Here is a 26,488-nt window from a genome sequence, read left to right on the forward strand (position 1 = left end):
AAGAATGGAAAAATGTTTGTTCTATTGGTTGCCTGAATGAAGCAATTTATTGCAATCATTTTTATCAGTACATTATGAACCACATTTAGTCTAACAAAACAAAATTAAATTTCAAGAGTCATAAAATCAAATGGTTATATAATCTACGGTAATTTAATTATAAACAATGTACTTAAAGTTTGTGGTGTTTACTATTTTTAACTCCCATGGAACAACTCAACAATATTTTAGCTGAATTTTCTTCTTTAGCTTGGGGTTTACCACTACTTATATTATTAGTTGGTGGTGGGCTATACCTTCTCATTAGATCACGTTTTATACCATTTAGATACATTGGTCATGCTATTAATGTATTGCGAGGACGTTATGACAACCCAGATGATCCTGGTGAAATTTCACATTTTAAAGCGTTAACGACGGCGTTATCTTCAACTATCGGGATGGGCAATATTGCTGGCGTGGCTCTAGCCATATCAGTTGGTGGGCCAGGTGCTATGTTCTGGATGTGGGTGAGTGCTATTGTTGGTATGTCAACAAAATTTTTCACCTCCACTTTAGCTGTTATGTATCGGGGAAAAGACAGTAATGGAGATCTTCAAGGTGGTCCAATGTATTTTATAACCGAAGGATTGGGCAAAAATTGGAAATTTCTAGCCATCATGTTTAGTTTTTTTGGAATGTTGGGTGCATTGCCAGTGGTGAATGTCAATCAACTAAAACAGGCCATAAACGATATTATTCTCATCCCTAATGGTGTAGAAGTAAGTTTTACTTCAAACTTAATCATTGCTGGAATTTTGGTTGTTTTTACAAGCATAGTCATACTTGGCGGCTTGAAACGCATTAGCAATTGGGCTTCTAAAATGGTGCCATCTATGGTGATTTTGTATTTCATTTTGGTGCTCATCATTTTAGGGCTCAATTTTACGGAAGTCCCTAAATATTTGGCCTTAATCGTCAGTGATGCATTCGCGGCCGATTATTTTCCTGCGGATAAACCATTTTTAGGTGGAGTCTTGGGAGCCTTGATACTGCATGGTATTAAACGTGGTGCATTTTCTAACGAAGCAGGACTCGGAACTGCTCCCATGGCACATGGTGCTGCAAAAACTAATGAGCCTGTTAGAGAAGGTCTGGTGGCTATGCTAGGACCTGTTATAGATACGTTGATTGTTTGTACATTAACGGCGCTGGCAATTTTGGTGACCGGAGTTTGGGAAACCACTTCAGATAATGGTGTAACCTTAACTGCGGCTGCTTTTCAAGATGCTATGCCTGGATTCGGACAGTATTTATTGATGATCTGTGTGTTTGTTTTTAGCGTATCATCATTATTTTCATATGCTTATTATGGAACTAAGTGTATGTCCTTTTTAATTGGAGCCAATAGAAAACATTATTATAATTACCTCTATATAGCTAGTATTGTATTAGCTGCCACCACGGACTTTAGAGCTATGATTAATTTTATTGATGGCGTGTTTGCATTTATGGCCATACCAACAATGATTGCTACGATCATTTTAGCTCCAAAAGCAGTTGCGGAATTAAATGCTTATATGAAACGACAGAAGCTTACCAAGGATAAATCGAATCTATAAAGCAAAGTCTTATCGAAAGTACTACTTAGTAACAAATTTGTAAGGACTGCAACTACAGCTCGTCCAAACAAATCAGTAACGAAACCAACATATTAGATGAAAATTTTTCATATAGCTCTTCGGGTAGGCTTAGGACTTATATTATTGGCCTTTGGCTTTAACAAGTTTTTTTGGTTCATGCCAGATTTTGATTTTAGCGGTTATCCAGAGGCAAAACACCTTTTTAAAGCGATCCGATATTCATGGTCAGAAGACGTAGGTAAGAGCTATTTGATGCATTTAGTTGGGTTAGTAGAAATCACTGTTGGAATCTTACTTGTAATTAAAAAATGGGTGCCTTTTGCATTGATTTTATTGGGGCCAATTTCAGTTAATATAGTATTGTTCCATGCATTCTTAAACCTGCCAAATATTGCTCCAGCTATACTGGTTGGTGTTGTAAATACATATCTTATATACGTTAATCGGGATGCCTATAAATCTATTTTTAGGTAGGTCAGAACATTGAGAACAAAAACCTTTTCAGTTTAAATTGAAAAGGTTTTTTTATTTTAAAAGAATTTGTCTGCACTAGGTCGTTAAGAAGACAATGTTTAATTTTAGTAAATTAAAGTAAAATTAAAATTACTGAAATGAGTAATTACCACATAAAACAGTTTGAAGAATATTTTCAGGTCTATAGAAAATCTGTCAGAAATCCAGAACAATTTTGGGAAGAAATAGCCGAAGAACATTTTGTCTGGAGAAAAAAATGGGATAAAGTGCTTAGTTGGGATTTTACCAAACCAGAAATAAAATGGTTTGAAGGTGCAAAATTGAATATCACTGAAAACTGTTTGGACAGACACTTACCAACTATCGGAGATAAAACAGCCATCATTTTTGAGCCAAACGATCCAAATGAAGCCGCGGAACACATTACATACAAACAACTGCACAATCGAGTCTGTAGGTTCGCTAATGTACTAAAGGAAAAAGGCATCGAAAAAGGGGATAGGGTCGTCATCTATTTACCTATGATTCCAGAATTGGCAGTTTCAGTTTTAGCTTGTGCCAGATTAGGTGCCATTCATTCTGTGGTATTTGCTGGCTTTTCTTCAAAAGCATTATCAACTCGAGTTAATGACTGTGATGCAAAAATGGTCATCACTTCAGACGGTTCTTATCGAGGTGCAAAAACTATAGATTTAAAAGGTATTGTAGATGAAGCCTTAGAAGATTGTCCAAATATCAAATCAGTCTTAGTTGCCAAACGCATTAATTCAAATATCAATATGCAAGATGGTCGCGATCATTGGCTACAACCACTTTTGGATAATGCCAATCAAGATTTCCCTGCAGAAATTATGAATGCCGAAGACCCTTTGTTTATACTCTATACATCAGGTTCAACCGGAAAGCCAAAAGGCATGATGCATTCCTGTGGTGGCTATATGGTCTATACGGCTTACACATTCAAAAATGTATTTCAATATAAGGATGATGATGTGTATTGGTGTACAGCAGATATTGGTTGGATTACGGGTCATAGCTATATTGTTTATGGACCTTTGGTAAATGGTGCTACAACCGTAATGTTTGAAGGTGTGCCGAGTTACCCTGATTTTGGACGTTTCTGGAATATTGTTGAAAAACACAAAGTAAATCAATTTTATACTGCACCAACAGCAATTAGAGCATTGGCCAAACAAGGAACTGGCTTTGTTGACAAATACGATTTATCTAGCTTAAAAGTGTTGGGAACAGTTGGAGAACCTATAAATGAAGAAGCTTGGCATTGGTACAATGAAAATATAGGCAAGAAAAAAAGTCCAATAGTTGATACGTGGTGGCAAACCGAAACAGGTGGAATAATGATTACACCAATTCCCTTTTCAACACCTACAAAACCAACTTATGCCACCTTGCCTTTTATAGGAATTCAACCAGCTCTAATGGATGAAAACGGAAATGAAATTAAAGGCAATCAAGTGGAAGGTCGTCTTTGTATTAAGTATCCTTGGCCGGCAATTGCTAGAACTATTTGGGGAGATCATAAACGCTACAAGGACACTTATTTTTCAACCTATGAAAATATGTATTTTACAGGAGATGGAGCATTGCGTGATGAAGTAGGTTACTATAGAATTACCGGTCGTGTAGATGATGTCATTATCGTATCTGGACACAATTTAGGCACGGCACCAATCGAGGATGCCATAAACGAACATCAGGCCGTTGCAGAATCTGCGATTGTCGGATTTCCGCATGATGTAAAAGGAAATGCACTTTACGGTTATGTCACCTTAAAAGATTCTGGAGAGAGTAGAAACCATGATAATCTGAGAAAAGAAATCAATCAATTGATTACAGATAGAATTGGACCTATAGCTAAACTCGAAAAAATTCAATTTACCAATGGACTGCCAAAGACGCGTTCTGGCAAAATAATGCGACGCATTTTGCGAAAAATTGCCTCTAATGAAACAGACCAATTAGGTGATACGAGCACACTTTTAAATCCTGAAGTGGTTCAGAGTATTATAGATAATTCCCTATAATAAAAGAATCTTAAAACGCTATACAAGGTGATTAAGACTTATTAACCTTTAAATAATGTGGTTAACAATTCTTTGATAATCTTTTAAAATACCATTAAGCTTAGGGTAACAACAGTGTGGTTAATTTGTAGAAAATTAATCAACACTAAAAATGAAAACATTAAAAAAATTAAGTGCATTAACACTATCACTATTAGTATTTGCATCATGTAACAATGATGATGATTATTCTAATAATAATGAGTCTGTAAATCTTGTAGATCTGCAAGCACATTCTGTAACATCAAATTACTTACAGTTAACTCCAGAGTTTTCTTCTGTAAGTATCTTGCCACTTTTATCATCTCAAGATCAACTATCAGAGAGTCCAGACTTTATTTTTGGTTCTATGGCAGATGGCACAGGACTTTTAAAAAATGAAGATGATACTTTTACAATGATTACCAATATTGAAGCAGATTTTTCTATTGCAAGAATCTCATTAGACGAAACATTTAAGCCTGTAAAAGGAGAATATATCTTAAATGCTGAAGCTACTGGTTTTACAGCGCAGTGCTCAGGGAGCTTAATTACACCGGAAGAACATGGTTTTGGACCACTTTACCTTTCAGGTGGAGAATGGGGAGGCGCTTCTAAAGGTGTATTTGTTACGGATCCTTATAAAGATGCAACTGCGGCTTCTTTTGGAAATATGTTAAACAATTTTGGGCAATGGTCAACAGAGAATGCTGTGGTAATTGGTCAAGATGCTTATACTGATAAAACGGTTGCATTTATTGGTGATGACCATGCGGATAACGAAACTCCTTCAGGTCAATTAGGAATGTATGTAGGCGATAAAGGTGATCTAAACGGTGGAGTTTTATACGGCTTGCGCGTTATTGATTCTAGCATAGACTTTGAAATGGACATGCAAGAAGGCATGAGTTATCCAATTGACTTTGTCAATTTGTCAGAAACTCAAATCGATATGTTGGATGCTGAAGCAAAAACTAAAGGCGTTATGGGCTTCTCAAGGTTAGAAGATATCGACTGGAGAAGAGGTTCTGCTGAAAATAACAGGGAAATTTATTTTGCTGTTACAGGTCGTAAGAAAGATGGTTTATTAGGTAAAGGCACTTTTTATGGACGTATATATAAAGTAACTCTTAATGAAAACGATCCTACAGGTGTTGGAACAATTACTTGTGTATTAGATGGCGATAAATTAGATGGTAAAGCAAAAATGTTCCATAGTCCAGATAATATCTTAGTAACAGAAAATTACGCTTACATCCAAGAAGATCCTAATGGTTATTTTGATACGGCAGACAAAACACATTATGCACGTTTATACCAGTATAATTTAAGTACAGGAGAATTAAAAACAGTATTAGAGTGTGACCAAGCTACGGCAGCTGCTGAAGGCGTTGGTACAGCTACTGGTATTTGGGAGCTTACAGGTATGATAGATGTTTCTGATATAGTTGGTGTGGATGAAACGTTCCTTCTAATTACTCAAAACCACGGATGGGAAGGTGGTTTCTCTGATCCAATGGCAAATCCTACACCGTTTACAGGAGAAGGAAGTGTAGTGCATATTTTACAAGGATTAGGACGATAATATGTTAGAATATAATAGTTCAATACTAAAAAAGGCACATGCATTTACCATGTGTCTTTTTCTGCTTTTTGCATCTTCATGCAAAGAAGAAGAAAAATACATTAATAATCCGATTTCTAATTTAGAAGTAAATTATAAGCATCAGTTGCAATTGTGCATTGCTTATTTAGATAGTTTGTCAAATACTAACAACAGTGAAAAAAAAGTTGAATTTTATGTATTGGCTCGCAATAAATTTAAAGCCATTGAGCCCATATTATCCTTTGTAGATAAAAATAATTATAAGAGTTTAAATCAACCTAATATTCTTAAGGTCGAAGAAGAAGATGCAACAGACATAAAAAAGAATAAACCTTTTGGTTTTCAGGTTATTGAAGAGCAATTATTTGAAGGAGATTTGTCAGAGGAAGAACTAAATCAAAACATTACTAAAACGGAAAGCAGGTTACGTTTAATAGAAAACAACATTCAGCTACAATTAAAAGATTACCATATACTTTGGTTAATACGCGACGAAATAATTAGAGTCGCTTTAACAGGAATTACAGGTTTTGATTCACCTGTTTTTGAGCGTTCTTTAGATGAAGCTAAAATTAACTATGAAGCTATTCAAGCAATTTTAGAAGTGTACAAGATAAACTTCTCTGATAAGGAGTTGTTTAAAAGTTGGGAAGCAGAAATTACTAAAACAATTGAAGCTTTAAATACTGATTTTAATTCCCTTGATCGTTACAGTTTTATAAAAAACCATACACACAAACAGTTAAAGTTAATTTTAGAAACTAAAGCAGATTGGAAAACCAATTTCCCTTTTGAATTAGCATTTAAAAACGATGTTACCTCGTTGTTTTCTAATGAAACATTTAATATCGATTTCTTTTCGGATTATAAGGCAGAAAATTCTGGAAACTCGGATATAGTAAAACTTGGAAATCAACTTTTTAATGATAAGCGTTTATCGATAAATAACGATATGAGTTGCGCCACATGCCATCATAGCGATAAAGCGTTTGCTGATGGTTTAAAAACTTTCCCAAAACAAATACGTAATACACCGACATTAAACTATTCGGCATTGCAACAAAGCTATTTTTATGATGGTCGTGCTGGTAGTTTAGAAGGCCAAGTTGCTGCGGTAGTAAAAAATAAAAACGAATTTCATAGTGATTTGGAAACCATGAAAAAAGCTGTTGAAAGTGATTCTAGTTATGTTAATGCTTTTAGAACCTATTATAAAGGAAAAGTAAATTACAATTCTATAAGAAATGCTATTGCAACTTATATAAGAAGTTTGAGTCCTTTTAATTCTAAGTTCGACAACAACATTAATGACTTAGAACAAACCCTTACGGATAATGAAAAAAATGGATTTAATCTCTTTATGGGAAAGGCCAAATGTGCGACTTGCCATTTTGCACCTTTGTTCAACGGCACTGTACCACCTAATTACAATGAATCCGAGTTTGAGTTACTAGGTGTGCCAAAAGACACATTAAATCCTACAGAAGTAGATACCGATTTAGGACGTTATGATTTATTTAAAACAGAAGAGCGTAAACATTTCTTTAAAACACCTACAGTTAGAAATGTGGCAAAAACAGCGCCATATATGCACAATGGCGTGTATATGACTTTAGAGCAGGTAATAGAATTTTATAATAATGGAGGAGGAAGTGGTCTAGGTATAGTGTTAGAGTTTCAGACTTTGCCTTCGGACTCATTAAATTTAACAGAGAATGAAATTAAAGATATAATTAGTTTTATGAATGGTTTAACCGATAACAATCCGTAAATGATGTAGACACTGAACAGCTTGCAAATTATTAATTTTAATAATTGCAAGTTGCTTTTATTTATCTTTAATATCTTCGTAAAAATTCAAAATTAGCCTATGCTAAAAGCCGTACTATTCGATATGGATGGTGTCATTGTAGATACCGAACCACTTCACAGAAAAGCCTATCATAAAATGTTTGATGAAGTCAATATTGATGTAGATGAAGAATTATACGAATCGTTCACAGGGCAATCGACTATTAATATTTGTAAGCGTTTGGTAAAGCATTTCAGCTTAAATAAGCAACCTGAAGAATTGGTTCAAATAAAACGAAGCAATTATAAATATCTGTTCGAAAATGACGAAGAATTATCATTGATCGATGGTGTTTTTGACCGGATTAAAGATTACCATGAAAATAATGTAACACTTGTAGTGGCATCTTCAGCATCCATGAATGGCATTAACCAAATCTTTGAACGTTTTGATCTTAATCTATATTTCAGTGGCAAATTTAGTGGAGCAGATTTAAAGAAATCAAAACCGCATCCAGAAATTTTTCTTAAAGCTGCAGCTCACACAGGCCATAACAAAGCAGAATGTATGGTTATTGAAGATTCTACCAATGGTATAAAAGCGGCACATGCGGCAGGCATATTTTGCGTTGGTTTTAAGAGCGAACATTCAACAGGGCAGGACTACAGTTTGGCGGATATTGTCATTTCAGATTTTAAGGAAATCGCTTATTCTAAACAAAATTTATTTTTTAATAAATACGATTAATTTAATCCTGTTAACAAAGACTTAGGGACGATTTGTAACTTTTTTTTGATTAGCTAGTCCTATAGTTAAACTTCAAACTATGAAAAACTTACTGCAATTATTTATAATTTTATCGACTTCTCAATTTGTTTTTGCTCAAGATTTAACAATTCCAGAAGATATTAAAGACCATGTTGTGGCAAGGGTCGATCAAGGATTTAATCCAAGTATCGCTATGGCTTATATTAAGGGCGATGAGGTAGTCTACTTCAATTATGGTAATACCCTGTTGGAAAATGGAAAACCAGTAAATGAAAATACGATTTATGAAATTGGATCAATTTCAAAAGTATTTACAACTATATTGTTGGCAGATGAGGTTTCGAAAGGCAAAATGAAGCTCTCGGATCCAATTTCAAAATATTTACCGTCATCAGTTAAAGTTCCAACCAAAAATGGTGAAGTTATTACATTAAAGCATTTAGCAACACACTCATCAGGTTTGCCAAGAATGCCCAATAATTTTAGTCCTCAGGACATTAATAATCCTTTTGCAGACTATACAGTAGAACAATTATATCAATTTTTATCATCTTATAATCTAGAACAGGAAATTGGTAGTTTATATGAATATTCTAATCTTGGTATGGGATTGTTGGGCCATATATTAGAATTGCACACTGGCAAAAGCTACGAGGAATTGGTTATAGAGCGTATCGCAAAACCTTTAGAAATGAATGACACCCAAATTGCATTTACCGATAGAATGAAAAATAGGTTGGCTTACGGATACAATGAAGAATTAGAAAGAACGAGCAACTGGGACATTACGTCATTAGCAGGAGCAGGTGCAATAAGATCGAGCACAAGTGATATGGTGAAGTTTATTCAGGCAAACATAACTGATAATGATTCAAGTTTAAACAAAGCAATGAAATTAAGCCATGAAATTGCCTTTACTGATGCAGCTAATAATATGAATATTGGTTTAGGTTGGCACTATGCCAATAATGATAAAATAATATGGCACAATGGAGGTACGGGAGGCTATCGTGCTTTTAGTGGATTTGCAAAAAACACTAAGGAAGGTGTAGTAGTGCTAACCAATTCAGCATTTACTGCCGATGCTATTGGATTAAAAGTTTTAGGTCAAGACATTAAATTGCAACTACCAGAGAAAATCGATTATCCAGATATTGTAGACGTTGATGAAAAGACATTAGAAACATATACAGGTGAGTATCAATTAGCACCAGGTTTTACTCTAACTATAAGACGTTTTGGCAATCAGCTTACGGCTCAAGCAACCGGTCAATCCGAATTCGAAATTTATGCCACTTCAAAAAATGAATTTTTCTTAAAAGTTGTCGAAGCCAGTATTACCTTTTTTGCCAATGAAACAGGTGAAATTAAAAGTTTAACACTTCATCAAGGAGGTCGCGATATGCCAGCACCCAAAATAGAATAAGTCCGTCTCAAACATTAACTTCAATCTAACAGTCTTTCATTTGGTTTTGGTTACTTTTATTTTAATTGAAAAAAAATGATAATAGATGAAAGTAAACGCATATGCAGCAAAGTCTGCGAAGGCAGATTTAGAGCAATTTAGCTATGAACTTCCAGAAATAAGTAAAGAACATGTAGATATTAAAGTAAGTTACTGTGGATTATGCCACAGCGATATCAGCATGATTAATAACGATTGGGGAAACTCTGAATATCCATTAGTACCAGGACACGAAATTGTTGGCGAAATTACAGCAATTGGGAGTGAAGTAAAAGGTCTTAAAGTTGGAGACAAAGTTGGTATGGGTTGGTTTTCCGAATCTTGTATGCACTGTAACCAATGTATGGATGGTAAACAACATTTATGCAATGATGCTGAAGGGACGATTGTGGGAAGACATGGCGGTTTTGCAGATAATGTAAGAGGTCATTGGTCGTGGGTCACTAAATTACCAGATGGTATAGATATGTCAAAAGCCGGACCTTTATTTTGTGGCGGAATTACCGTTTTTAATCCAATAGTTTTATCTGGAGTACAACCAACTGATAAAGTTGGAGTAATTGGTATTGGTGGCTTAGGTCATATGGCATTAAAGTTTTTAAAAGCTTGGGGATGCGAGGTGACAGCATTTACTTCTAACAAAGACAAAACCGACGCCCTCAAAAAAATGGGTGCTCACAATGTTGTAGATTCAACAGACTCTAAGGACTTGGAAAGTATAGCTGGGTCGTTAGATTTTATTTTAAATACAACAAATGTGAAGTTAGATTGGAATGCCTTTTTGACCACATTGGCACCACAAGGAAAGTTACATACAGTTGGAGCCGTTTTAGAACCTATGGAAATTCCCGCATTTAGTATGATTGGTGGCGAAAAATCTGTCGGTGGAAGTCCGCTAGGAAGTATTGCCTTAACTAGAAAAATGTTAGAATTCTGTGTAAGACATGATATTTATCCAACAGTCGAAGAATTTAAAATGGAAGATGTTAATGATGCTTTAAACCATTTGCACGAAGGTAAAGCACGATTTAGAATAGTTTTAAAGGCTTAACCCAAATGCGTTAATTCTTTTATCTTTTGGAACATCTAACTATATTGAAATTTGGTAGTTTTAGTTATTAATAATTTAAAAACTCAATATTATGAATAAGGAACAATTTGAAGGAAAATGGAAGCAAATCAAAGGAGATTTTAAAAAGAAATATGGTAAGATCACCGATGATGAATATAAAGAAGCTGAAGGTGACATGGACAAACTTGCAGGAAAAGTGCAAGAGAAATATGGTAAATCCAAAGAAGAAGTAAAAAAAGAGATTGATAACTGGTAATAGCTCGTTATCGATTTTTGGAAGCGTTTCTAAATCCCTCATTTAGAAACGCTTTTTTTTATGGTACATTTATAGTATGAATAAGAAATTACTTTGTCTTGTATTTTGTACACTTATGCTGTGTAGTTGTGCATCTAAAAAATATAAAGATATACTGTTTAAAACAACTGACGATACCACTAAAGAACTTCAACTTAATGTATTTGAACCACGTAAGAATAGAACTGATAAGAAACCAGTTGTAATTTTTATTCATGGAGGATATTGGACTGAAGGTGACAAAGACATTTATGGTTTTTTGGGTAGAAATTTTGCCAAGCATTCAATAGTAACTGTGATTCCTTCATATACTTTAAGTCCAAATGGTAATTATAAGACAATGGCAAATGATGTAGTCGAAGCTATAAAATGGACTGAAAAAAACATTGAAACCTACGGAGGTAATCCAGAAGAAGTATATTTAATGGGTCATTCGGCTGGAGGACATTTAATTGCTTTAGTTACTACAAATTCTAGGTATGCCAAAGAAACCAAAGGTATAAAAGGGGTCATTTTAAACGATGCTGCTGGACTAGATATGTATTCTTATTTAAAAGAAAACCCACCTACGGAAAAATATAATTATAAAACGACTTGGACCGAAAATCCAGAACTATGGAAAGATGCTTCACCAATTTATCATCTTTCAGAAAACAGTCCTACTTTTTTGATTTATGTTGGCGAGAAAACGTACGCGTCGATAAAAACCCAAAACAAGTCTTTTGTCAAAGAATTGAATGAGTTTCAACCTAATGTAAAACCGATTTATTTAGACAAAAAGCATGTACCAATGATGTCACAATTTTTTTGGCCATGGAATAAACGATACGACGAAATTTTAGAATTTATTGAGGAGTAAAATTATCCTTCAAAATCAAAATCATCATCGCCGTTATCACCATTATTTCCTCTACCAGAGCGTTCACGTTTATTTAATTTTTGGTTAAAGCGGTAAATTGCTGATATATTAATCTGACGTTGTCTCCATTGTGACTCGCTATAACGCTCAAAGAAATCTGTAGTCGTTGTGGATTGTCTTCTTCTGGAGTTGAACAAATCCCTCACATTTAAAGAGACAGTAAGATTATTATCAAGTAATTCTTTACTGAATGCTAAATCCATTGAAAATAATCCTTCCGTATCCGATTGTGCGTCTTGTTGTGCGCCTCTATAGTTGGCATTTGTTTGCCAATCTATTTGCCACGGCAAAGTTATCTTAGAGCTAAAGCGCGCAAAATAACTTGTGTTCTTTGCACTATAATCAACGTCATTAAATTCCCCATCGGTTTCAAATTGAAAGAAATTAAAACTGGAATTTAGGCGTAACCATTTATTAGGATTATATAAAAAACCAAGCTCGGCACCAGTACGCTTATTTGTAGAAAGGTTTATAGGTATAGTTCTAATAATATCGATGCCGTCTGTAGTTTGCTGACCTGTATTTTCCTGAATGCGCTCAAAAGAATTAGTTTCAACTTGATAATAAATTGAAGAAGTTAAAGTCAGTTTTTCCCAACGTTTTAGATAACCTATGTCAAAAGCATTAGAGAAAGCAGGTTGCAAATTAGGATTTCCTTGAAAGATATTTGTTCTACTAGATCGTGTAGGGAATGGATTGATAAAAAATCCTCGAGGTCTATTGATTCTTCTGTTATAACCAAGGGTTATACTCTCTTCATTATCAGATTCAGCTCCTTTAAGATTAAAAATAAGGTTCACCGTTGGAAACAACCCTAAATAATTATTGTCAAAATTTGTTTGAATTGGAAAGCCAAAAGCTTCTACCAATTCTTCATCTGATAATCTAGAATCTATATCTCCTTTTAATTGTGTATGCTCCAATCGAAGACCTAACAAGAAAGAAAATTTTCCGAACTTAGTTCCATATTGGCTATAGAGTGCGTTAACATTTTCATCATAATCAAAAATGTTTGTTATAGTATCATTCACCACCAGTTCTCCCGTGTCAATATTCTCTTGTTCTAATCTATAATTAGTGATTTGATTTTCGAGATTACTTCTAAAACCGGCTTCAAATCTCGCATCTTCACCAAGTGGTAATACATAGTCTGCTTGAATTAGATATTCTTTTTGGTCTTCTACAGTAAATTCCTGTTCAATTTGAAATGGCTCCGGATCAATTTGATCGGTAGTTATATAGTCTTCATTTAAAAAAGTAAAACCTTCTTCAGCATCATTTTCATATTGAAAATCTGCAGTTAGTTTATGGTCATCGTCTTCTCCAAATCTCTGAACGTAATTAAGGGCTATCTGATAGCTATTATCTTCCTCTGTCTCTTTTTCACGACGTAAAGTTTGCTCAACAATTACACCATCGTTAAATCGGTCACTGTTGTTTAAGGATAAATCTGCATCACTGCCTAATCTATAAAAAAGGCTACCTGTTATGGATGCTTTATCGCTTAAAAAATATTCCATACCAACGTTGGCATTGTAATTTCTGTTCAAACGTTCTACTTCCTCATCTTCTCTGATTCTTCTATATTCAGGTTCTATAGTTTCGCCATCAACCACACGGTCAAAATAGGTGACATCTGTAAAACTGTTTCTAGGTGCATCAAAATATCTCCAACCAAGATTAGTAAATAAATTGAATTTTTCAGTTCTATAATTAAGACTCGCATTGAAACCAATGTTATCTGGCTGTCCTTCTGTAAAAGTAAATGAACCGTTGAAGCCTAAAGTTTCCTTTTGACGAAGAATAATGTTTAGAATACCAGCAGTACCTTCTGCATCATACCTTGCAGATGGAGAGGTAATGACCTCAACCCGCTCAATGGCTTCAGCAGGTAATTGGCTTAGAACGTTTGTGTCGCCAAAACCGGCTAGGGCAGAGGGCTTACCATTAATTAAGATTCTCACATTTCCATTACCTCTTAGGCTTATAGCGCCATCTACATCTACGGCAACAGATGGTACATTGTTAAGTGCATCACTTACAGTTCCGCCAGCTGTGGTTAAATCCTTACCGATATTATAGACTTTTTTGTCTAGTTTTATTTCAACAGTAGTGCGTTCTGCAACGATTTCAACTTCATCTAGAGATTCTATATCTAGAGACAGGGCCACTGTACCGAGATCTATTTTCTCAGAAATTGTCCTATTATTATAGTTTTTGGTTTTGTAAGAGATGTATTCTACAGAAATGTTGTAAGTACCTGCAGGAACTTCAACTTTAAACTCACCATTTGTATTTGTTATTCCGCCATCGACGATTTGGTTATCTGCGACATTTTTAAAAGTGACAGTGGCATATTCTAATGGAACATTAGATCCTTGTTCTACAACCGTTCCGGTTACTTCAATTTTTTCTTGGGCAAATACTATAGAGGTTAAACAAAAGAATATACAAGCTGCTAAAAAATTTAATTTCATAAAGATGGTTAGTTTTATCTGTTTATGGTAAGACAAGTAAAACTAATGATGGTTTAAACAGCAGCTGTTAATCTTGTGTTAAAGCATAATTGAGTTTATCTATGCTCTATTTCGTGAAGCTATAATTATCCTTTTTTTCTTCTGTTTTTCTTCTTTTTCTTTTTTACTTCCTTTTCATCAAATTCACCTTTAATCAGTTCTTCGACTTTAGCATAGTCTTTTTCTGAAATCAGGTCTTTTAATTCAAGAAAATGAGTTTCGTCTAGTTGCTTTATAGCTTGTTTTTTATCAAAACTATGTTCAAAATTAGTTTTTAGCAATGCCATCTTAGCATCAAAATAGCTATCTAATTTTTGCTTGATAATCACTTTTTGAAAATCATCTGCGTCGAGCGTAGTTAAGAAATTATCTATGTATTCTTCTTTACGCTCCTCCATTTCGCGTTCGCGCTTTTCTATTTCTTTCGCAGTAGGTTCATGATTTGCTTGTGGCATATTGCCAATATCTCTTCTTCTTTGCCCAAAAACATTTAGGCCAATAAATAGTGCAAATGCGAGTAAAAAAATCTTTTTCATTTGAATAAGGTTTAAATAATTTCAAGAATTTTTTCTGATGGTCTTCCAACAACCGCTTTATTTTTATAGACAACTATTGGTCTTTCGATTAATTTTGGATGTCTAACCATGGCTTCTAAAATCTCATTGTCAGTAAGATCTTGGTCTTTATATTCCGACTTCCATATAGCTTCATTTTTACGAACCAATTCTACTGGCTTTATGCCTAATTTTTTAATCAATTCCTTTAACTCAGCTACAGATAATGTGTTTTCAAGATATCGTACAACTTCAAATTCTTTACCTGATTCTTCTAATAAGGCAAGTCCTTCTCTAGATTTACTACATCTTGGATTATGAAAAATTGTTATCATCTTTTATATATTATTCAAATTTTATGCCAATTGATATCATAAAGATAATAATTATTGGTCATTCATGTTGAGCATAATAACTCAGTAAATTATAATGTATTTACATCCTGTTCTTGCTGCCCCATCATCATTAAATAAGCTTTTAAAAACGGTTCTATATCACCATCCATTACAGCATCAACATTTCCTGTCTCATGAGCTGATCTTACATCTTTAACCAATTTGTAAGGGTGCATGACATAATTACGTATTTGACTGCCCCATTCAATTTTCATTTTGTTTGCCTCAATATCCTCACGCTGCGCCATTTGCTTTTGTAATTCTATTTCATAAAGCTGTGACTTTAACATTTGCATGGCTCTCGTACGGTTATCGTGCTGAGAACGCGTTTCTGAACATTGAATTTGTATACCAGTAGGTTTGTGTAACAGTTGTACTTTAGTTTCAACTTTGTTTACATTCTGACCACCTGCACCACTTGAGCGTGCAGTAGTAATTTCTATATCAGATGGATTAATGTCAATCTCGATGGTATCATCTACAAGCGGATAAACATAAACCGAAGCAAAACTGGTATGGCGCTTAGCATTACTATCAAAAGGCGAAATTCTTACCAATCGATGAACACCATTTTCGCCTTTGAGCCACCCAAAAGCATAGTCTCCTTCGATTTCTAAAGTAACGGTTTTAATACCTGCAACATCACCTTCCTGCAAGTTGAGTTCTTTTACTTTAAATCCACTTTTCTCTGCATACATTAAATACATACGCATGAGCATACTTGCCCAATCGCAGCTCTCAGTGCCACCAGCACCAGCGGTAATTTGAAGTACAGCACTAAGACTGTCTCCTTCCTCGGAAAGCATATTTTTAAACTCTAATTTTTCAATGGCATTTATGGCTTGCTCAAAACGATCTTCTACATTTTCGATAGGAGCTTCGTCCTCTTTGTAAAATTCGTAAATGACCTCTAAATCTTCGTAAAGCGTTTTAGCATTATTAAAATCTTCTACCCAACTTTTCTTCTCACGAATCGATCGCATAATTTGCTGGGCCTTTTTGGAATCGTTCCAGAAGTTTGGGTCAAAAGTTTGCTCTTCTTCGTTAGCAATTTCTATCTTCTTGGCATCTAAGTCAAAGATATTGTCTAAGTGCGTCTAGACGGGTATTAAGATCTTTAATTTGATCTGATGTTATCATAGGTTTGAAGTATTTTGTGCAAATATAAGATGACGTATTAAAGTGCCATAATTTTGAATGGATTTTTTATAAATTCCGTAGTTTTATGATTCAAATTTTTAAACATGAAAAATATTTACCTAGCCTTAAGTTTTTTGATGGTTGTTTTTACTGTTGAAGGACAGATTCTCGATAAGAAAGACCTTAAACCTTATGAAGGTTATTTTGATTTTTATTACGAGGAAAGTACCGATAAAATTTATTTAAAGGTTGAAAAGTTAAATGATGAATTTCTATACGTTAATTCCTTAGCATCTGGAGTTGGTAGTAATGACATAGGTTTAGATAGAGGGCAATTGGGCAATGAACGACTGGTATATTTTAAAAAAGCAGGAAATAAATTATTGTTAATTCAACCCAACTTGAATTTTCGTGCAAATACAGAGAACGAACTAGAAAAAAAGAGTATTGAACAAGCCTTTGCAAAGTCAGTTTTATTTGGTTTCAAAATTTTGAAAGAAAATAATGGTGAATTCATAATTGATTTCACACCATTTTTAATGGAAGATACACATGGAGTGGCCAACCGTTTAAAGCAGAGAAAAGAAGGGACCTACAAAGTTGATGCATCAAAAAGTGCGTTGGCATTAGAACGTACCAAAGCATTCCCAAACAACGTTGAATTTGAGGTAATGCTCACCTTTAAGGGTGAGCCAGCTGGACGAAATTTGCGAAGCGTTACACCTACAGCGTCTTTGGTAACCGTAATTCAGCATCATTCATTCGTGAAACTACCTGATGATAAATTTGAACCTCGAGTTTTTGATCCACGGAGTGGAGCAATTTCAATCTCTTATATGGATTATGCTGCGCCAATTCAAGAGGATATAAAAAAAAGATTTATAATTCGCCACCGTTTAGAAAAGAAAAACCCTGAAGCTAAAGTTAGCGAAGCCAAAGAGCCAATTGTTTATTATTTAGACCCTGGAACACCAGAACCTGTGCGTTCGGCTTTATTAGAAGGAGCCAAATGGTGGAACCAGGCTTATGAAGCCATAGGTTTTAAGGATGCTTTTCAGGTTAAAATGCTTCCGGATGATGCCGATCCGATGGATTGTAGATATAACGTGATTCAATGGGTACACAGAAGTACCAGAGGGTGGAGTTATGGAGCGAGTGTGGTAGATCCAAGAACTGGAGAAATAATTAAAGGGCATGTAAGTTTGGGCAGTTTACGTATTCGTCAGGATTTTATGATTGCACAAGCATTAATGAATCAACCCTTTGCAGAAAGCGATGATAACTACCAACCCATGTTAGAGATGGCATTGGCAAGGATAAGACAATTGAGTGCACATGAAGTTGGTCACACTATTGGCTTTGCTCATAATTTTGCCGCAAGTACCAATAATAGAGCATCAGTTATGGACTATCCGCATCCGCAGATAACAGTTAAAAATAGTGAAATTGATTTTAGCGATGCCTATGCAACTGGTATTGGAGAATGGGATAAAGTAACGGTTGCATATAGCTATTCGGATTTTAAAAAATCAACTGATAAAGAGAAAGCTTTAAAAAATATATTGAAAGAAGCACAAGATAAGGGTCTCCGTTTTATTACGGATTCCGATGCCAGAGCATCAGGCGGTGCACATGCTTTAGCACATTTATGGGATAATGGAAAAACACCAGCAGAAGAGTTAAACGATGTTTTAAATTTACGCGAGCAAGCCATAAAAAATTTTTCAAAAGATAATATTAAGAGCTACGAACCATATTCGGTTTTAGAAGATGTTTTTGTACCTCTTTATTTTTACCACCGCTATCAAGTTGAAGCTGCAACTAAGGTCATTGGTGGGTTGGATTATAATTATGCTGTAAAAGGTGATGGCCAATTAATAACGGAACCAGTTGACGTTAAATTACAAAGGGAAACTTTAGATGCTATTTTAAAAACTATAGATGCTGAAATTTTAGCAATCCCTAGAGATAAACTCAATTTATTTCCACCAAGAGCCTTTGGTTACAATCGTAGCCGTGAATCATTCAAGGGCAAAACAGGCGTGGCTTTTGATCCATTGAGTGCAGCAAATACGGCAAGCGATATGACACTGAAATTTTTATTGCATCCTCAGCGCGCCAACCGTTTAGTACTTCAAAAAAGTTTAAACGATGGGCAATTGAGTTTGGAAGATGTTATTGATGCTATAATGAAAGTTTCTTTCAAAAAGGAATTAAGCAATAGCTATTTATCAGAAATTCAACATCAAATAAATGCTAATGTTTTAAAGTATATAATGAATTTAGCCGTAAATGATAACTCTTATTTTCAAGTTAAAGCAATTGCGAATAAAACAATTCTTGATGTGGCAAAAAACAGCTTGTCAACCGATGCAATTAAAATGCAATACGGTTTAATGATAAAAGATTTTTACGAACATCCGGAACAATTCAAAATTGAAAGTTCACCGCAGATACCAGATGGTTCGCCAATTGGGAGTGGTGGTTGTGATTATATTACATTAGATTAGACACTAATTTCGCGGATTTGCACGAATTGTCATGCCTTACAGTTTATAATTAGTGAAAATTAGTGAAATTCGTATCAAAAAAATTTAAAATGACAATAGACTTAAGAAGCGATACTATTACAAAACCAACGAAGGGCATGTTAGACGCTATGCTTTCGGCTAACGTTGGTGATGATGTTTATAAAGAAGACCCATCGGTTAATGCTCTAGAGAAAAAACTTGCAGAAATGTTTGGGATGGACGACGCGCTTTTTTTTCCAACCGGAAGTATGGCCAACCAAGCTGCATTAAAATTGCATACTAATCCTGGTGAACAGGTTATTTGTGATAAGTACGCACATATTTATAATTATGAAGGTGGTGGAGCATCCTTTAACAGTGGTATTTCATGTAAATTGATAGATGGCCATCGAGGGATGTTTACTGCGGAACAAGCTAAGGAATCCATCAATCCGCCTGATTTTTATCATAGTCCGTTAACATCACTTATAGCAATAGAGAACACCACAAATAAGGGAGGGGGAGCTTGCTGGGATTTCGATGAACTTCAAGAAATTAGAAAGGTGGCCACTGAGCACGGTTTGGGTTATCATTTAGATGGGGCTAGACTTTGGAACGCGCTAGTGGCTAAAGGGGAAAGTCCAAAACAGTATGGAGGCTTATTTGATACTATATCGGTATGTTTAAGCAAAGGACTAGGATGCCCAATGGGTTCTGTGTTAATTGGAAGGAAGGAGCTCATGAAAGGAGCAATACGTATACGCAAAATTTTGGGTGGAGGAATGCGACAAGTCGGTTTTGCAGCTGCAGCAGGACTTTATGCTTTAGATAATCATTATGAGCGTTTATCCGAAGATCACAAAAAAGCACAAGAAATAGGTAAGATGCTTTTTAGAGTTGACGCTGTAAAAAAAGTAGAACCCATTGAAACCAACATCATTATTTTTGAACTTAATAAAACTGTAAGTGAAACTCATTTCCTCGAAAAGTTGAATAGTAAAAACGTCCGCATCATTGGTATGGGAAGCAATAAATTACGCATGGTCACTCATTTGGATTATACTGACGAAATGCATTCAAGATTATTAGAAATTTTAAAAACTTTATAATTTCAAAGTTTTATTAACCACATTAGCGAATAATTTTATTCCTCAATTTTAGAACCGCTATTTTCACAGAAATTTATATAGAATAATGAAAATTAGTGTTTTAATACCGATGTACAACGCACAAGACAACATTGGTAATTGCCTAAATAGTTTGCTTAAACAAGACTTATCTGAAGATGATTATGAAATCATTATAATGGATGATGGCTCTAAAGATAATTCTGTGACTATTGTTGAGGATTATATGAAATTATATAATAATATTCAGCTTTATAAAGAATCCAATTCTGGTTGTTATTCCACACGAAATAAGTTGCTAAAGCTTGCTAAAGGTGACTACATCTACAATTTGGATGCAGATGATTATATTGTCCATAATTGCTTATCCATTTTATTGGATATTGCCTCGGGACAGGACGTGGATCTAATTTGTTTTAAAACCTTAGAAACAAAAGATTTTAGCAGGACCACCCTTTCAACACCCATTACGGAGAAAGAATTTGAAATAATTTCAGGAAGAGAACTCTTGGAAAAAGAGTGGAAAATGCGATATGAAATTTGGTGGTATTTTGTTAAGAGAACTTTTCTAGAAACGCATCAAATGGTTTTTAACAATAATGAATATAATGCAGATGTTGAGTTTACACTCCACTGTCTTTTAAGGGCTAAGCAAATTGCGTATTTGCCATTGAGAATTCATAGGTATGTGCAAACGAATGATTCGCTTATGCGAAGCAGTAATTTTGAAATCATTAAAAAACGTTTATTTTATTCTCAGATGATGATCATTAATTTAAGTAAAATCATAAACAATCTTAAACAAGATGATTTGAGAAAGAACGTAATAATGCTTCAAAATCTCAGTCATAGACGAGATATTTTTACTTTTTTTCATATGGTGAATATGGTAAAATATCCATTTAGTCTCGAATATATCAAAAGGAATATTAAAGAATTAGAATTAGTTGATGCTTATCCGATTATAAATTTTATTAGAAAAGAGTATGATAGTTTGAAGTATAAGCTTCTCTTGTTTATAATTAATAGAATACGATTGTTTTACCCTCTTATAGCATTCAAAAATATATTTTATCACAGAACAAATCAGAATTCATTAGAATCATAGGATGGATTTAAGTATTGTAATACCTTTTTATAAAGCCGAGAGATATTTGGCAACTTGCCTAGACAGTTTGTTATCTCAAAATTTAAGTGAACATGAGTATGAAATTATAATCATTGATGATGGCTCTCCTGAAGAGTGTTTAGAAGTGCCAAAGGAATATGCAAACAAATTTCCACAGATAAAATTAGTTTCAAAAACAAATGGTGGAGTTGGGAGTGCCAGAAACAAAGGTATAGACTTGGCCAGTGGTAACTATATTTACTTTATTGACCCAGACGACTATCTAGCAAATAATGTGGTAAAATTACTGTTAGAAACCATAAAATTACATGACTTAGATATATTAACTTTTAGATCTAGAAAAACCTATAATTCTGATTTATTTCATGAACAACCAGATTTAAAGGATATTGTGCTTACAAAAATCATAAATGGTATAGATTATTTGGCAACCGAGTTATACCAAAACGAAGTTTGGTGGTATTTAATAAAAAAAGAGTTTATTGATTCAACACAACTAAGGTTTATTGAAGATCGATGGATGGAGGATGCTATAATCACAGCTCAACTTTTTACAAAAGCCAAACATATGGCTCATTTACCAATTGATGCACATCGGCATTTAATTGTGCCAGAATCTGCTATGACGAGTAAAGAGCCACAGCATTATCTTAAAATAATCGATGACAACAGAAATGCCGCAATGGTTTTTGATGGGTTAATAAGTAAGTTAGAGACAAATTCTGAAAACCCTGAATCAATCAAAAGATTAAAAACTAGGCAGCAATCTTTTGTTTTTTTTATGATGGTAAGGATGTTAAAATCCACCATAAAATTAAAAGATGTTAAAGCTACTATGCAAGAGGTAAGTAAAACAGAAGCTTATCCATTATCCAGTTTTATAAGTAAAGATTATAATAATATTTCATATAGGATTTTATTATTGTTTTTTAACAACAAAAACGTTTATTACGTGTTGTTCATAATTTTTAACCCAGTCTTTAAATTAGTTTATACGAAAAAATAAATTTGAATAATAATATAGAATTCAGATAATTAGTTTTGGTCGTAATAGGTCAGGATTTTTCAGAATAATTATAGCGAAAAAAAAAGGAGGCCATAAGCCTCCTTTATTTTATTACATCATATTACTAATTAGTAATAGTAGTAGCAATAATCTAAATTGTAGTAGCAATACCAGTGTCTGTGACACTTATTGTCTTCCTTAACGTACTCACAAAGTTCACCACCTTGAGAGCTATTACCAGAAACTACCTCTAGCACACCTTTAACGTATCCAGGTCCGATATTTAAATCACAATTGGTTCTGATTTTAGTGTAATAGCAGTTGCCTACGTAGATATAAGCCCACTTACCAAGACTTCCATCGTGGTTAGATCCGCTAAAAGAGAAGTTTTCTCCTGCACCAACTGTTTCGTCAAAGATTTTAGTCGCATAGCAAGTGTTTTCGTAACGTTGGTAAACTCTTACTCTATAATCATTATGCCAATCCCAGTTTAAAGTTAAATCTGTAACTTTTCCAATACAATCGTTACACTCATCTTCCGCAACTTCAATTCTAAAGTTAAAATCAATTAACCATAACGGGTCACAAGAAACAGGATCAATTAACCAACCCCAAGTACTTAAGCCATCAGCTCCAACATTAGAATCGTAATTTGCTCCACCTGGACCAACATGAGCGCCGAAGTTAGGTGTGTCTGGATCATTAGGATCAGGTCTTTGTGTTAAACCGAAGTTACCCTCTTGTACACAATCTCCACCAGCAGCACTAACAGTACTTCTTGTATGGTCTATGACATAAAAGTTCATGTCATCTGAATTTGAAGCATTACCTGCTGTACCTTCTTTTTTGTGTTCTCCACCAATAGCAGACCATTCAGCAAATGATTTTTTGTTCTTTAACCAAACATTCAATGTCACTACACATGTTCCTCTTACAGTAGAACCAGTAATATTGGCGGTTCCGTTACTGTATTCTGTAAATGTTAGTTGATTGTCTTCATTTTGAGAAAAGTAAGTTGAAGCATCAAAATAATCATCTGCGTCAGGCGATTCAGACCACCAAAAGTTAGAAGTTGGTTGTTGGCTTCCAAATGGTGCTCTATCAGCATCAATAACATTATAAGTCTGTACAACTGTTGCACCACTAGTAGTGTTTGAGAATCCCATGTTTACACCCTCTCTCATTTCCTCGCTCTGTGGAGTAAAAATAAGCTCTGGGTCTTCTTGACCATCAGAAACTATGATTTCATTTTCCAGTAAGATTTCTCTTTCCTGAAGCGTAGTTTCTTCTTCTGTCTTTTCCTTTTCACACGAAGCGACCAAGACAAAAACCGCTAAGAATAAGAGTTTAGTTAAATTTTTCATAATAACAAGATTGATTAATTTATTAATAGTTATAACAAATATAAATCCGAGCGAGTAATGTTGTTTTTTTATTAGATAAAGTACTAAACTATTAGGTGAAGAGAATGACTTTACACTTCATCTGTGAAATGTGCATTTTATGCCACGTTTATAATTTTAACGTGCTGATAGATAAATGTTTATAAAATCATTTTAAGAAGTTCAGATTTTATAATCCAGGTATATTGGGCATACCTTCTTTTGCAACGGCAGCGATTTCCGCCTCGTTAATTCTGGTGGCTTCTTCAATAGCTTTATTAACGGTTAATATGAGATAATCTTCAAGCATTTCTTTATCCTCCAGAAGTGCATCATCAATAGAGATAGATTTAATAGTTCTATTCGCGGTAATTGTAACTTTGAGTTTCTCATCTTTACTGGCCTCATCAATCAATACAGTTTTTAGTCGTTCTTTAGTTGCTTCGACCTTTTTTTGGGCTTCCTTGAGCTTATTCATCATACCCATCATATCTCCAAACATAATTCTTTGTTTTAAATTAATAAGTTGTAAAATTAGTAAATTGCGGCACTTTTCAGATTAAAATCTCTATAAATCCAATGACAGATATTCCGAATATTCAACCACCTATAGCAAAAAAAATCGCACATGAAATCGAAAAACATGGTGATAAACGCGTTGACCATTACTTTTGGATGAAGGATCGACAACATCCAGAAGTCACTAAATATCTAAATGCAGAAAATGAGTATTGTGATAATAAATTGGCTCACACTAAAACATTTCAGAATGATTTGTTTGAAGAAATGAAAGCTCGCATCAAAGAGGATGATGAGTCAGTACCCTATAAATACAACGGATATTGGTACATTACAAAATTTGAAAAAGGAAAAGGGTATCCTATTTATACTCGTAAAAAAGAATCCCTCGTCAATCCCGAAGAATTACTCTTTGACTGCAATAAAATGGCAGAAGGTCATAGTTATTTTAAGCTCGCAGGTATTAGCGTGAGTCCTGATAATAAATTGGTATCCTATGGCATAGATACAACAGGAAGAAGAAACTATACCATACACATAAAGAATTTAGAAAATAATGAGGTGAAAAAGGACCGTGTTCTGAGCACAACTGGTTCATCTTGCTGGGCCAATGATAATAAAACCTTGTTCTATACCAAAAAAGATGAAGTAACACTGAGGTCATATCAAGTGTATAGGCATACTTTGGGAGAAAGCGAGGATCAATTGGTTTTTGAAGAAGGTGATGAGACGTTTGGTGTTGCGGTATTTAAAACAAAATCAAAAAAATATATCACCATTGCCTCCTATAGCACACTTACTAATGAGTATCATATTTTAAATGCAGATGAGCCTAATGGAAAGTTTGAAGTGTTTCATAAACGTATCCGCGGTCTAGAATATTCTATTTCCCATTACAAGAAACACTTTTATATAGTAACCAATAAGGATAGGGCTGTTAACTTTAAACTTATGAAGGTTGAAGAAAACAAAAGATCCATCGAGAATTGGAACGAAGTTATGCCACATCGCGACGAAGTGTTGATTGAAGATATCGATATTTTTAAGGACTATCTAGTTGTGAGCGAGAGAAGTAATGGTCTCAATCAAATAAGAATAATGAAATGGGATGGTACCGAAGATTATTATCTAAATTTTGATAATGAGACTTATACACTTTATACAGGTACCAACGTAGATTTTGACACTGAAACGTTAAGGTATGTCTATAATTCTCTTACCACACCTACTTCGGTCATTGAGTTTAATATGCGCACTAAAAAACAAGTGGTGTTAAAAGAGCAAGAAGTTTTAGGTGGTAAATTTAATAAAGACAATTACTCATCAGAACGTATTTGGGCAACTGCAGAAGATGGTACTAAAATACCAATGTCTGTTGTATATAGAAAAGGAATTAAAAAAGATGGCTCAAACCCTTTATTACAGTACGCATATGGAAGCTATGGTTCAACTTTAGATCCATATTTTTCCACTATAAGACTAAGTTTGCTTGATAGAGGTTTTATATATGTCATATGCCATATCCGAGGAGGAGAATACCTCGGCAGACCATGGTATGAAAATGGGAAATTGTTAAACAAGAAAAATACGTTTACAGATTTTATTGCATGCTCTTTACATTTAATTAAAGAAAGATATACCTCTTCCAAACACCTCTATGCCATGGGCGGAAGTGCAGGTGGATTGTTAATGGGAGCCATAATTAACGAAGCTCCAGAGTTGTACAACGGAATCGTTGCGGCGGTTCCTTTTGTGGATGTAGTTACTACAATGCTGGATGATTCTATTCCACTAACCACAGGAGAATATGACGAATGGGGCAACCCGAATGATAAATTGTATTACGATTATATAAAGTCTTACTCACCGTACGATAACATACAACAAAAAGCTTATCCTAATATGTTGGTTACTACTGGAATTAATGATTCGCAAGTACAATATTGGGAACCTGCCAAATGGGTAGCCAAATTAAGAGAAATGAAAACCGATCACAATCAACTCTACCTAAAGACTAATATGGATGCTGGTCATGGTGGAGCTTCAGGTAGATATGAGAGCTTAAAAGAGAATGCATTAGAATTTGCGTTTCTGTTGGACCTTGAGGGCATATCTAAATAATTCAAAAAAAAAT

Annotated in this window: 21 protein-coding genes; 15 read left to right on the plus strand and 6 right to left on the minus strand. The window is 34.5% G+C overall.

Annotated elements, in window-relative coordinates; all coding sequences use genetic code 11:
- The first annotated feature begins 206 nt into the window (after positions 1-206).
- The 10 genes from HM983_RS07515 to HM983_RS07560 all read left to right on the plus strand — a co-directional run bounded on the left by HM983_RS07515 (position 207) and on the right by HM983_RS07560 (position 12,016).
- Positions 207-1,601, plus strand: a complete 1,395-nt coding sequence (locus HM983_RS07515; RefSeq protein ID WP_179344801.1) for an alanine/glycine:cation symporter family protein — start codon at positions 207-209, stop codon at positions 1,599-1,601.
- A gap of 96 nt (positions 1,602-1,697) precedes the next feature.
- Positions 1,698-2,096, plus strand: a complete 399-nt coding sequence (locus tag HM983_RS07520; protein ID WP_179344802.1) for a DoxX family membrane protein — start codon at positions 1,698-1,700, stop codon at positions 2,094-2,096.
- A gap of 137 nt (positions 2,097-2,233) precedes the next feature.
- Positions 2,234-4,141: an acetate--CoA ligase gene (acs, locus tag HM983_RS07525; protein WP_179344803.1), complete on the plus strand. Its 1,908-nt coding sequence runs from the start codon at positions 2,234-2,236 to the stop codon at positions 4,139-4,141.
- 151 nt (positions 4,142-4,292) lie between these two features.
- Positions 4,293-5,744, plus strand: a complete 1,452-nt coding sequence (locus HM983_RS07530; protein WP_179344804.1) for an alkaline phosphatase PhoX — start codon at positions 4,293-4,295, stop codon at positions 5,742-5,744.
- A 1-nt stretch (position 5,745) separates the two neighbouring features.
- Complete coding sequence (locus tag HM983_RS07535) at positions 5,746-7,536, plus strand: cytochrome-c peroxidase (protein WP_179344805.1); 1,791 nt, start codon at positions 5,746-5,748, stop codon at positions 7,534-7,536.
- A 99-nt stretch (positions 7,537-7,635) separates the two neighbouring features.
- On the plus strand, positions 7,636-8,304 hold the full coding sequence (locus HM983_RS07540) for an HAD family hydrolase (protein WP_179344806.1): 669 nt from the start codon (positions 7,636-7,638) through the stop codon (positions 8,302-8,304).
- A gap of 79 nt (positions 8,305-8,383) precedes the next feature.
- A complete protein-coding gene (locus HM983_RS07545) occupies positions 8,384-9,751 on the plus strand; it encodes a serine hydrolase (RefSeq protein WP_179344807.1) in 1,368 nt (455 codons plus the stop codon).
- Between the two features lie 85 nt (positions 9,752-9,836).
- Complete coding sequence (ahr, locus tag HM983_RS07550; protein WP_179344808.1) at positions 9,837-10,841, plus strand: NADPH-dependent aldehyde reductase Ahr; 1,005 nt, start codon at positions 9,837-9,839, stop codon at positions 10,839-10,841.
- Between the two features lie 91 nt (positions 10,842-10,932).
- Positions 10,933-11,118: a CsbD family protein gene (locus tag HM983_RS07555; protein WP_179344809.1), complete on the plus strand. Its 186-nt coding sequence runs from the start codon at positions 10,933-10,935 to the stop codon at positions 11,116-11,118.
- A 76-nt stretch (positions 11,119-11,194) separates the two neighbouring features.
- A complete protein-coding gene (locus HM983_RS07560; protein ID WP_179344810.1) occupies positions 11,195-12,016 on the plus strand; it encodes an alpha/beta hydrolase in 822 nt (273 codons plus the stop codon).
- Positions 12,017-12,018: 2 nt separating this feature from the next.
- On the opposite strand, the gene HM983_RS07565 is transcribed toward HM983_RS07560, so the two are convergent.
- The 4 genes from HM983_RS07565 to prfB all read right to left on the minus strand — a co-directional run bounded on the left by HM983_RS07565 (position 12,019) and on the right by prfB (position 16,681).
- Positions 12,019-14,553 (minus strand): outer membrane beta-barrel family protein, encoded by a 2,535-nt coding sequence (locus tag HM983_RS07565; protein WP_179344811.1) that lies wholly within the window; start codon positions 14,551-14,553, stop codon positions 12,019-12,021.
- A gap of 125 nt (positions 14,554-14,678) precedes the next feature.
- The gene (locus HM983_RS07570; protein ID WP_179344812.1) at positions 14,679-15,128 is read right to left on the minus strand and encodes a hypothetical protein; all 450 of its coding nucleotides are present in this window, start codon (positions 15,126-15,128) and stop codon (positions 14,679-14,681) included.
- Between the two features lie 11 nt (positions 15,129-15,139).
- Entirely contained in the window at positions 15,140-15,481 is a 342-nt protein-coding gene (gene arsC, locus HM983_RS07575) for an arsenate reductase (glutaredoxin) (protein WP_179344813.1), read from the minus strand.
- 89 nt (positions 15,482-15,570) lie between these two features.
- A protein-coding gene (gene prfB / locus HM983_RS07580; RefSeq protein ID WP_179344814.1) for a peptide chain release factor 2 occupies positions 15,571-16,681 on the minus strand; the annotation gives its coding sequence in 2 pieces (ribosomal slippage) (positions 15,571-16,617 and positions 16,619-16,681; 1,110 coding nt in all).
- Positions 16,682-16,785: 104 nt separating this feature from the next.
- Here prfB and HM983_RS07585 point away from each other — a divergent pair.
- The 4 genes from HM983_RS07585 to HM983_RS07600 all read left to right on the plus strand — a co-directional run bounded on the left by HM983_RS07585 (position 16,786) and on the right by HM983_RS07600 (position 22,453).
- A complete protein-coding gene (locus tag HM983_RS07585; RefSeq protein WP_179344815.1) occupies positions 16,786-19,191 on the plus strand; it encodes a zinc-dependent metalloprotease in 2,406 nt (801 codons plus the stop codon).
- 89 nt (positions 19,192-19,280) lie between these two features.
- Positions 19,281-20,300, plus strand: coding sequence for a threonine aldolase family protein (locus tag HM983_RS07590; RefSeq protein ID WP_179344816.1), 1,020 nt, complete (start codon positions 19,281-19,283; stop codon positions 20,298-20,300).
- Between the two features lie 85 nt (positions 20,301-20,385).
- Complete coding sequence (locus HM983_RS07595; protein ID WP_179344817.1) at positions 20,386-21,426, plus strand: glycosyltransferase family 2 protein; 1,041 nt, start codon at positions 20,386-20,388, stop codon at positions 21,424-21,426.
- Position 21,427: 1 nt separating this feature from the next.
- On the plus strand, positions 21,428-22,453 hold the full coding sequence (locus HM983_RS07600) for a glycosyltransferase family 2 protein (RefSeq protein ID WP_179344818.1): 1,026 nt from the start codon (positions 21,428-21,430) through the stop codon (positions 22,451-22,453).
- 128 nt (positions 22,454-22,581) lie between these two features.
- On the opposite strand, the gene HM983_RS07605 is transcribed toward HM983_RS07600, so the two are convergent.
- Both HM983_RS07605 and HM983_RS07610 read right to left on the minus strand, forming a co-directional pair.
- The gene (locus HM983_RS07605) at positions 22,582-23,817 is read right to left on the minus strand and encodes a hypothetical protein (RefSeq protein WP_179344819.1); all 1,236 of its coding nucleotides are present in this window, start codon (positions 23,815-23,817) and stop codon (positions 22,582-22,584) included.
- A gap of 208 nt (positions 23,818-24,025) precedes the next feature.
- Positions 24,026-24,337: a YbaB/EbfC family nucleoid-associated protein gene (locus HM983_RS07610; RefSeq protein ID WP_179344820.1), complete on the minus strand. Its 312-nt coding sequence runs from the start codon at positions 24,335-24,337 to the stop codon at positions 24,026-24,028.
- A 77-nt stretch (positions 24,338-24,414) separates the two neighbouring features.
- On the opposite strand from HM983_RS07610, the gene HM983_RS07615 reads away from it, so the two are divergent.
- Complete coding sequence (locus HM983_RS07615; protein WP_179344821.1) at positions 24,415-26,475, plus strand: S9 family peptidase; 2,061 nt, start codon at positions 24,415-24,417, stop codon at positions 26,473-26,475.
- Positions 26,476-26,488 lie beyond the last annotated feature (13 nt).

Source organism: Winogradskyella ursingii, assembly GCF_013403975.1.
Lineage (GTDB): Bacteria > Bacteroidota > Bacteroidia > Flavobacteriales > Flavobacteriaceae > Winogradskyella > Winogradskyella ursingii.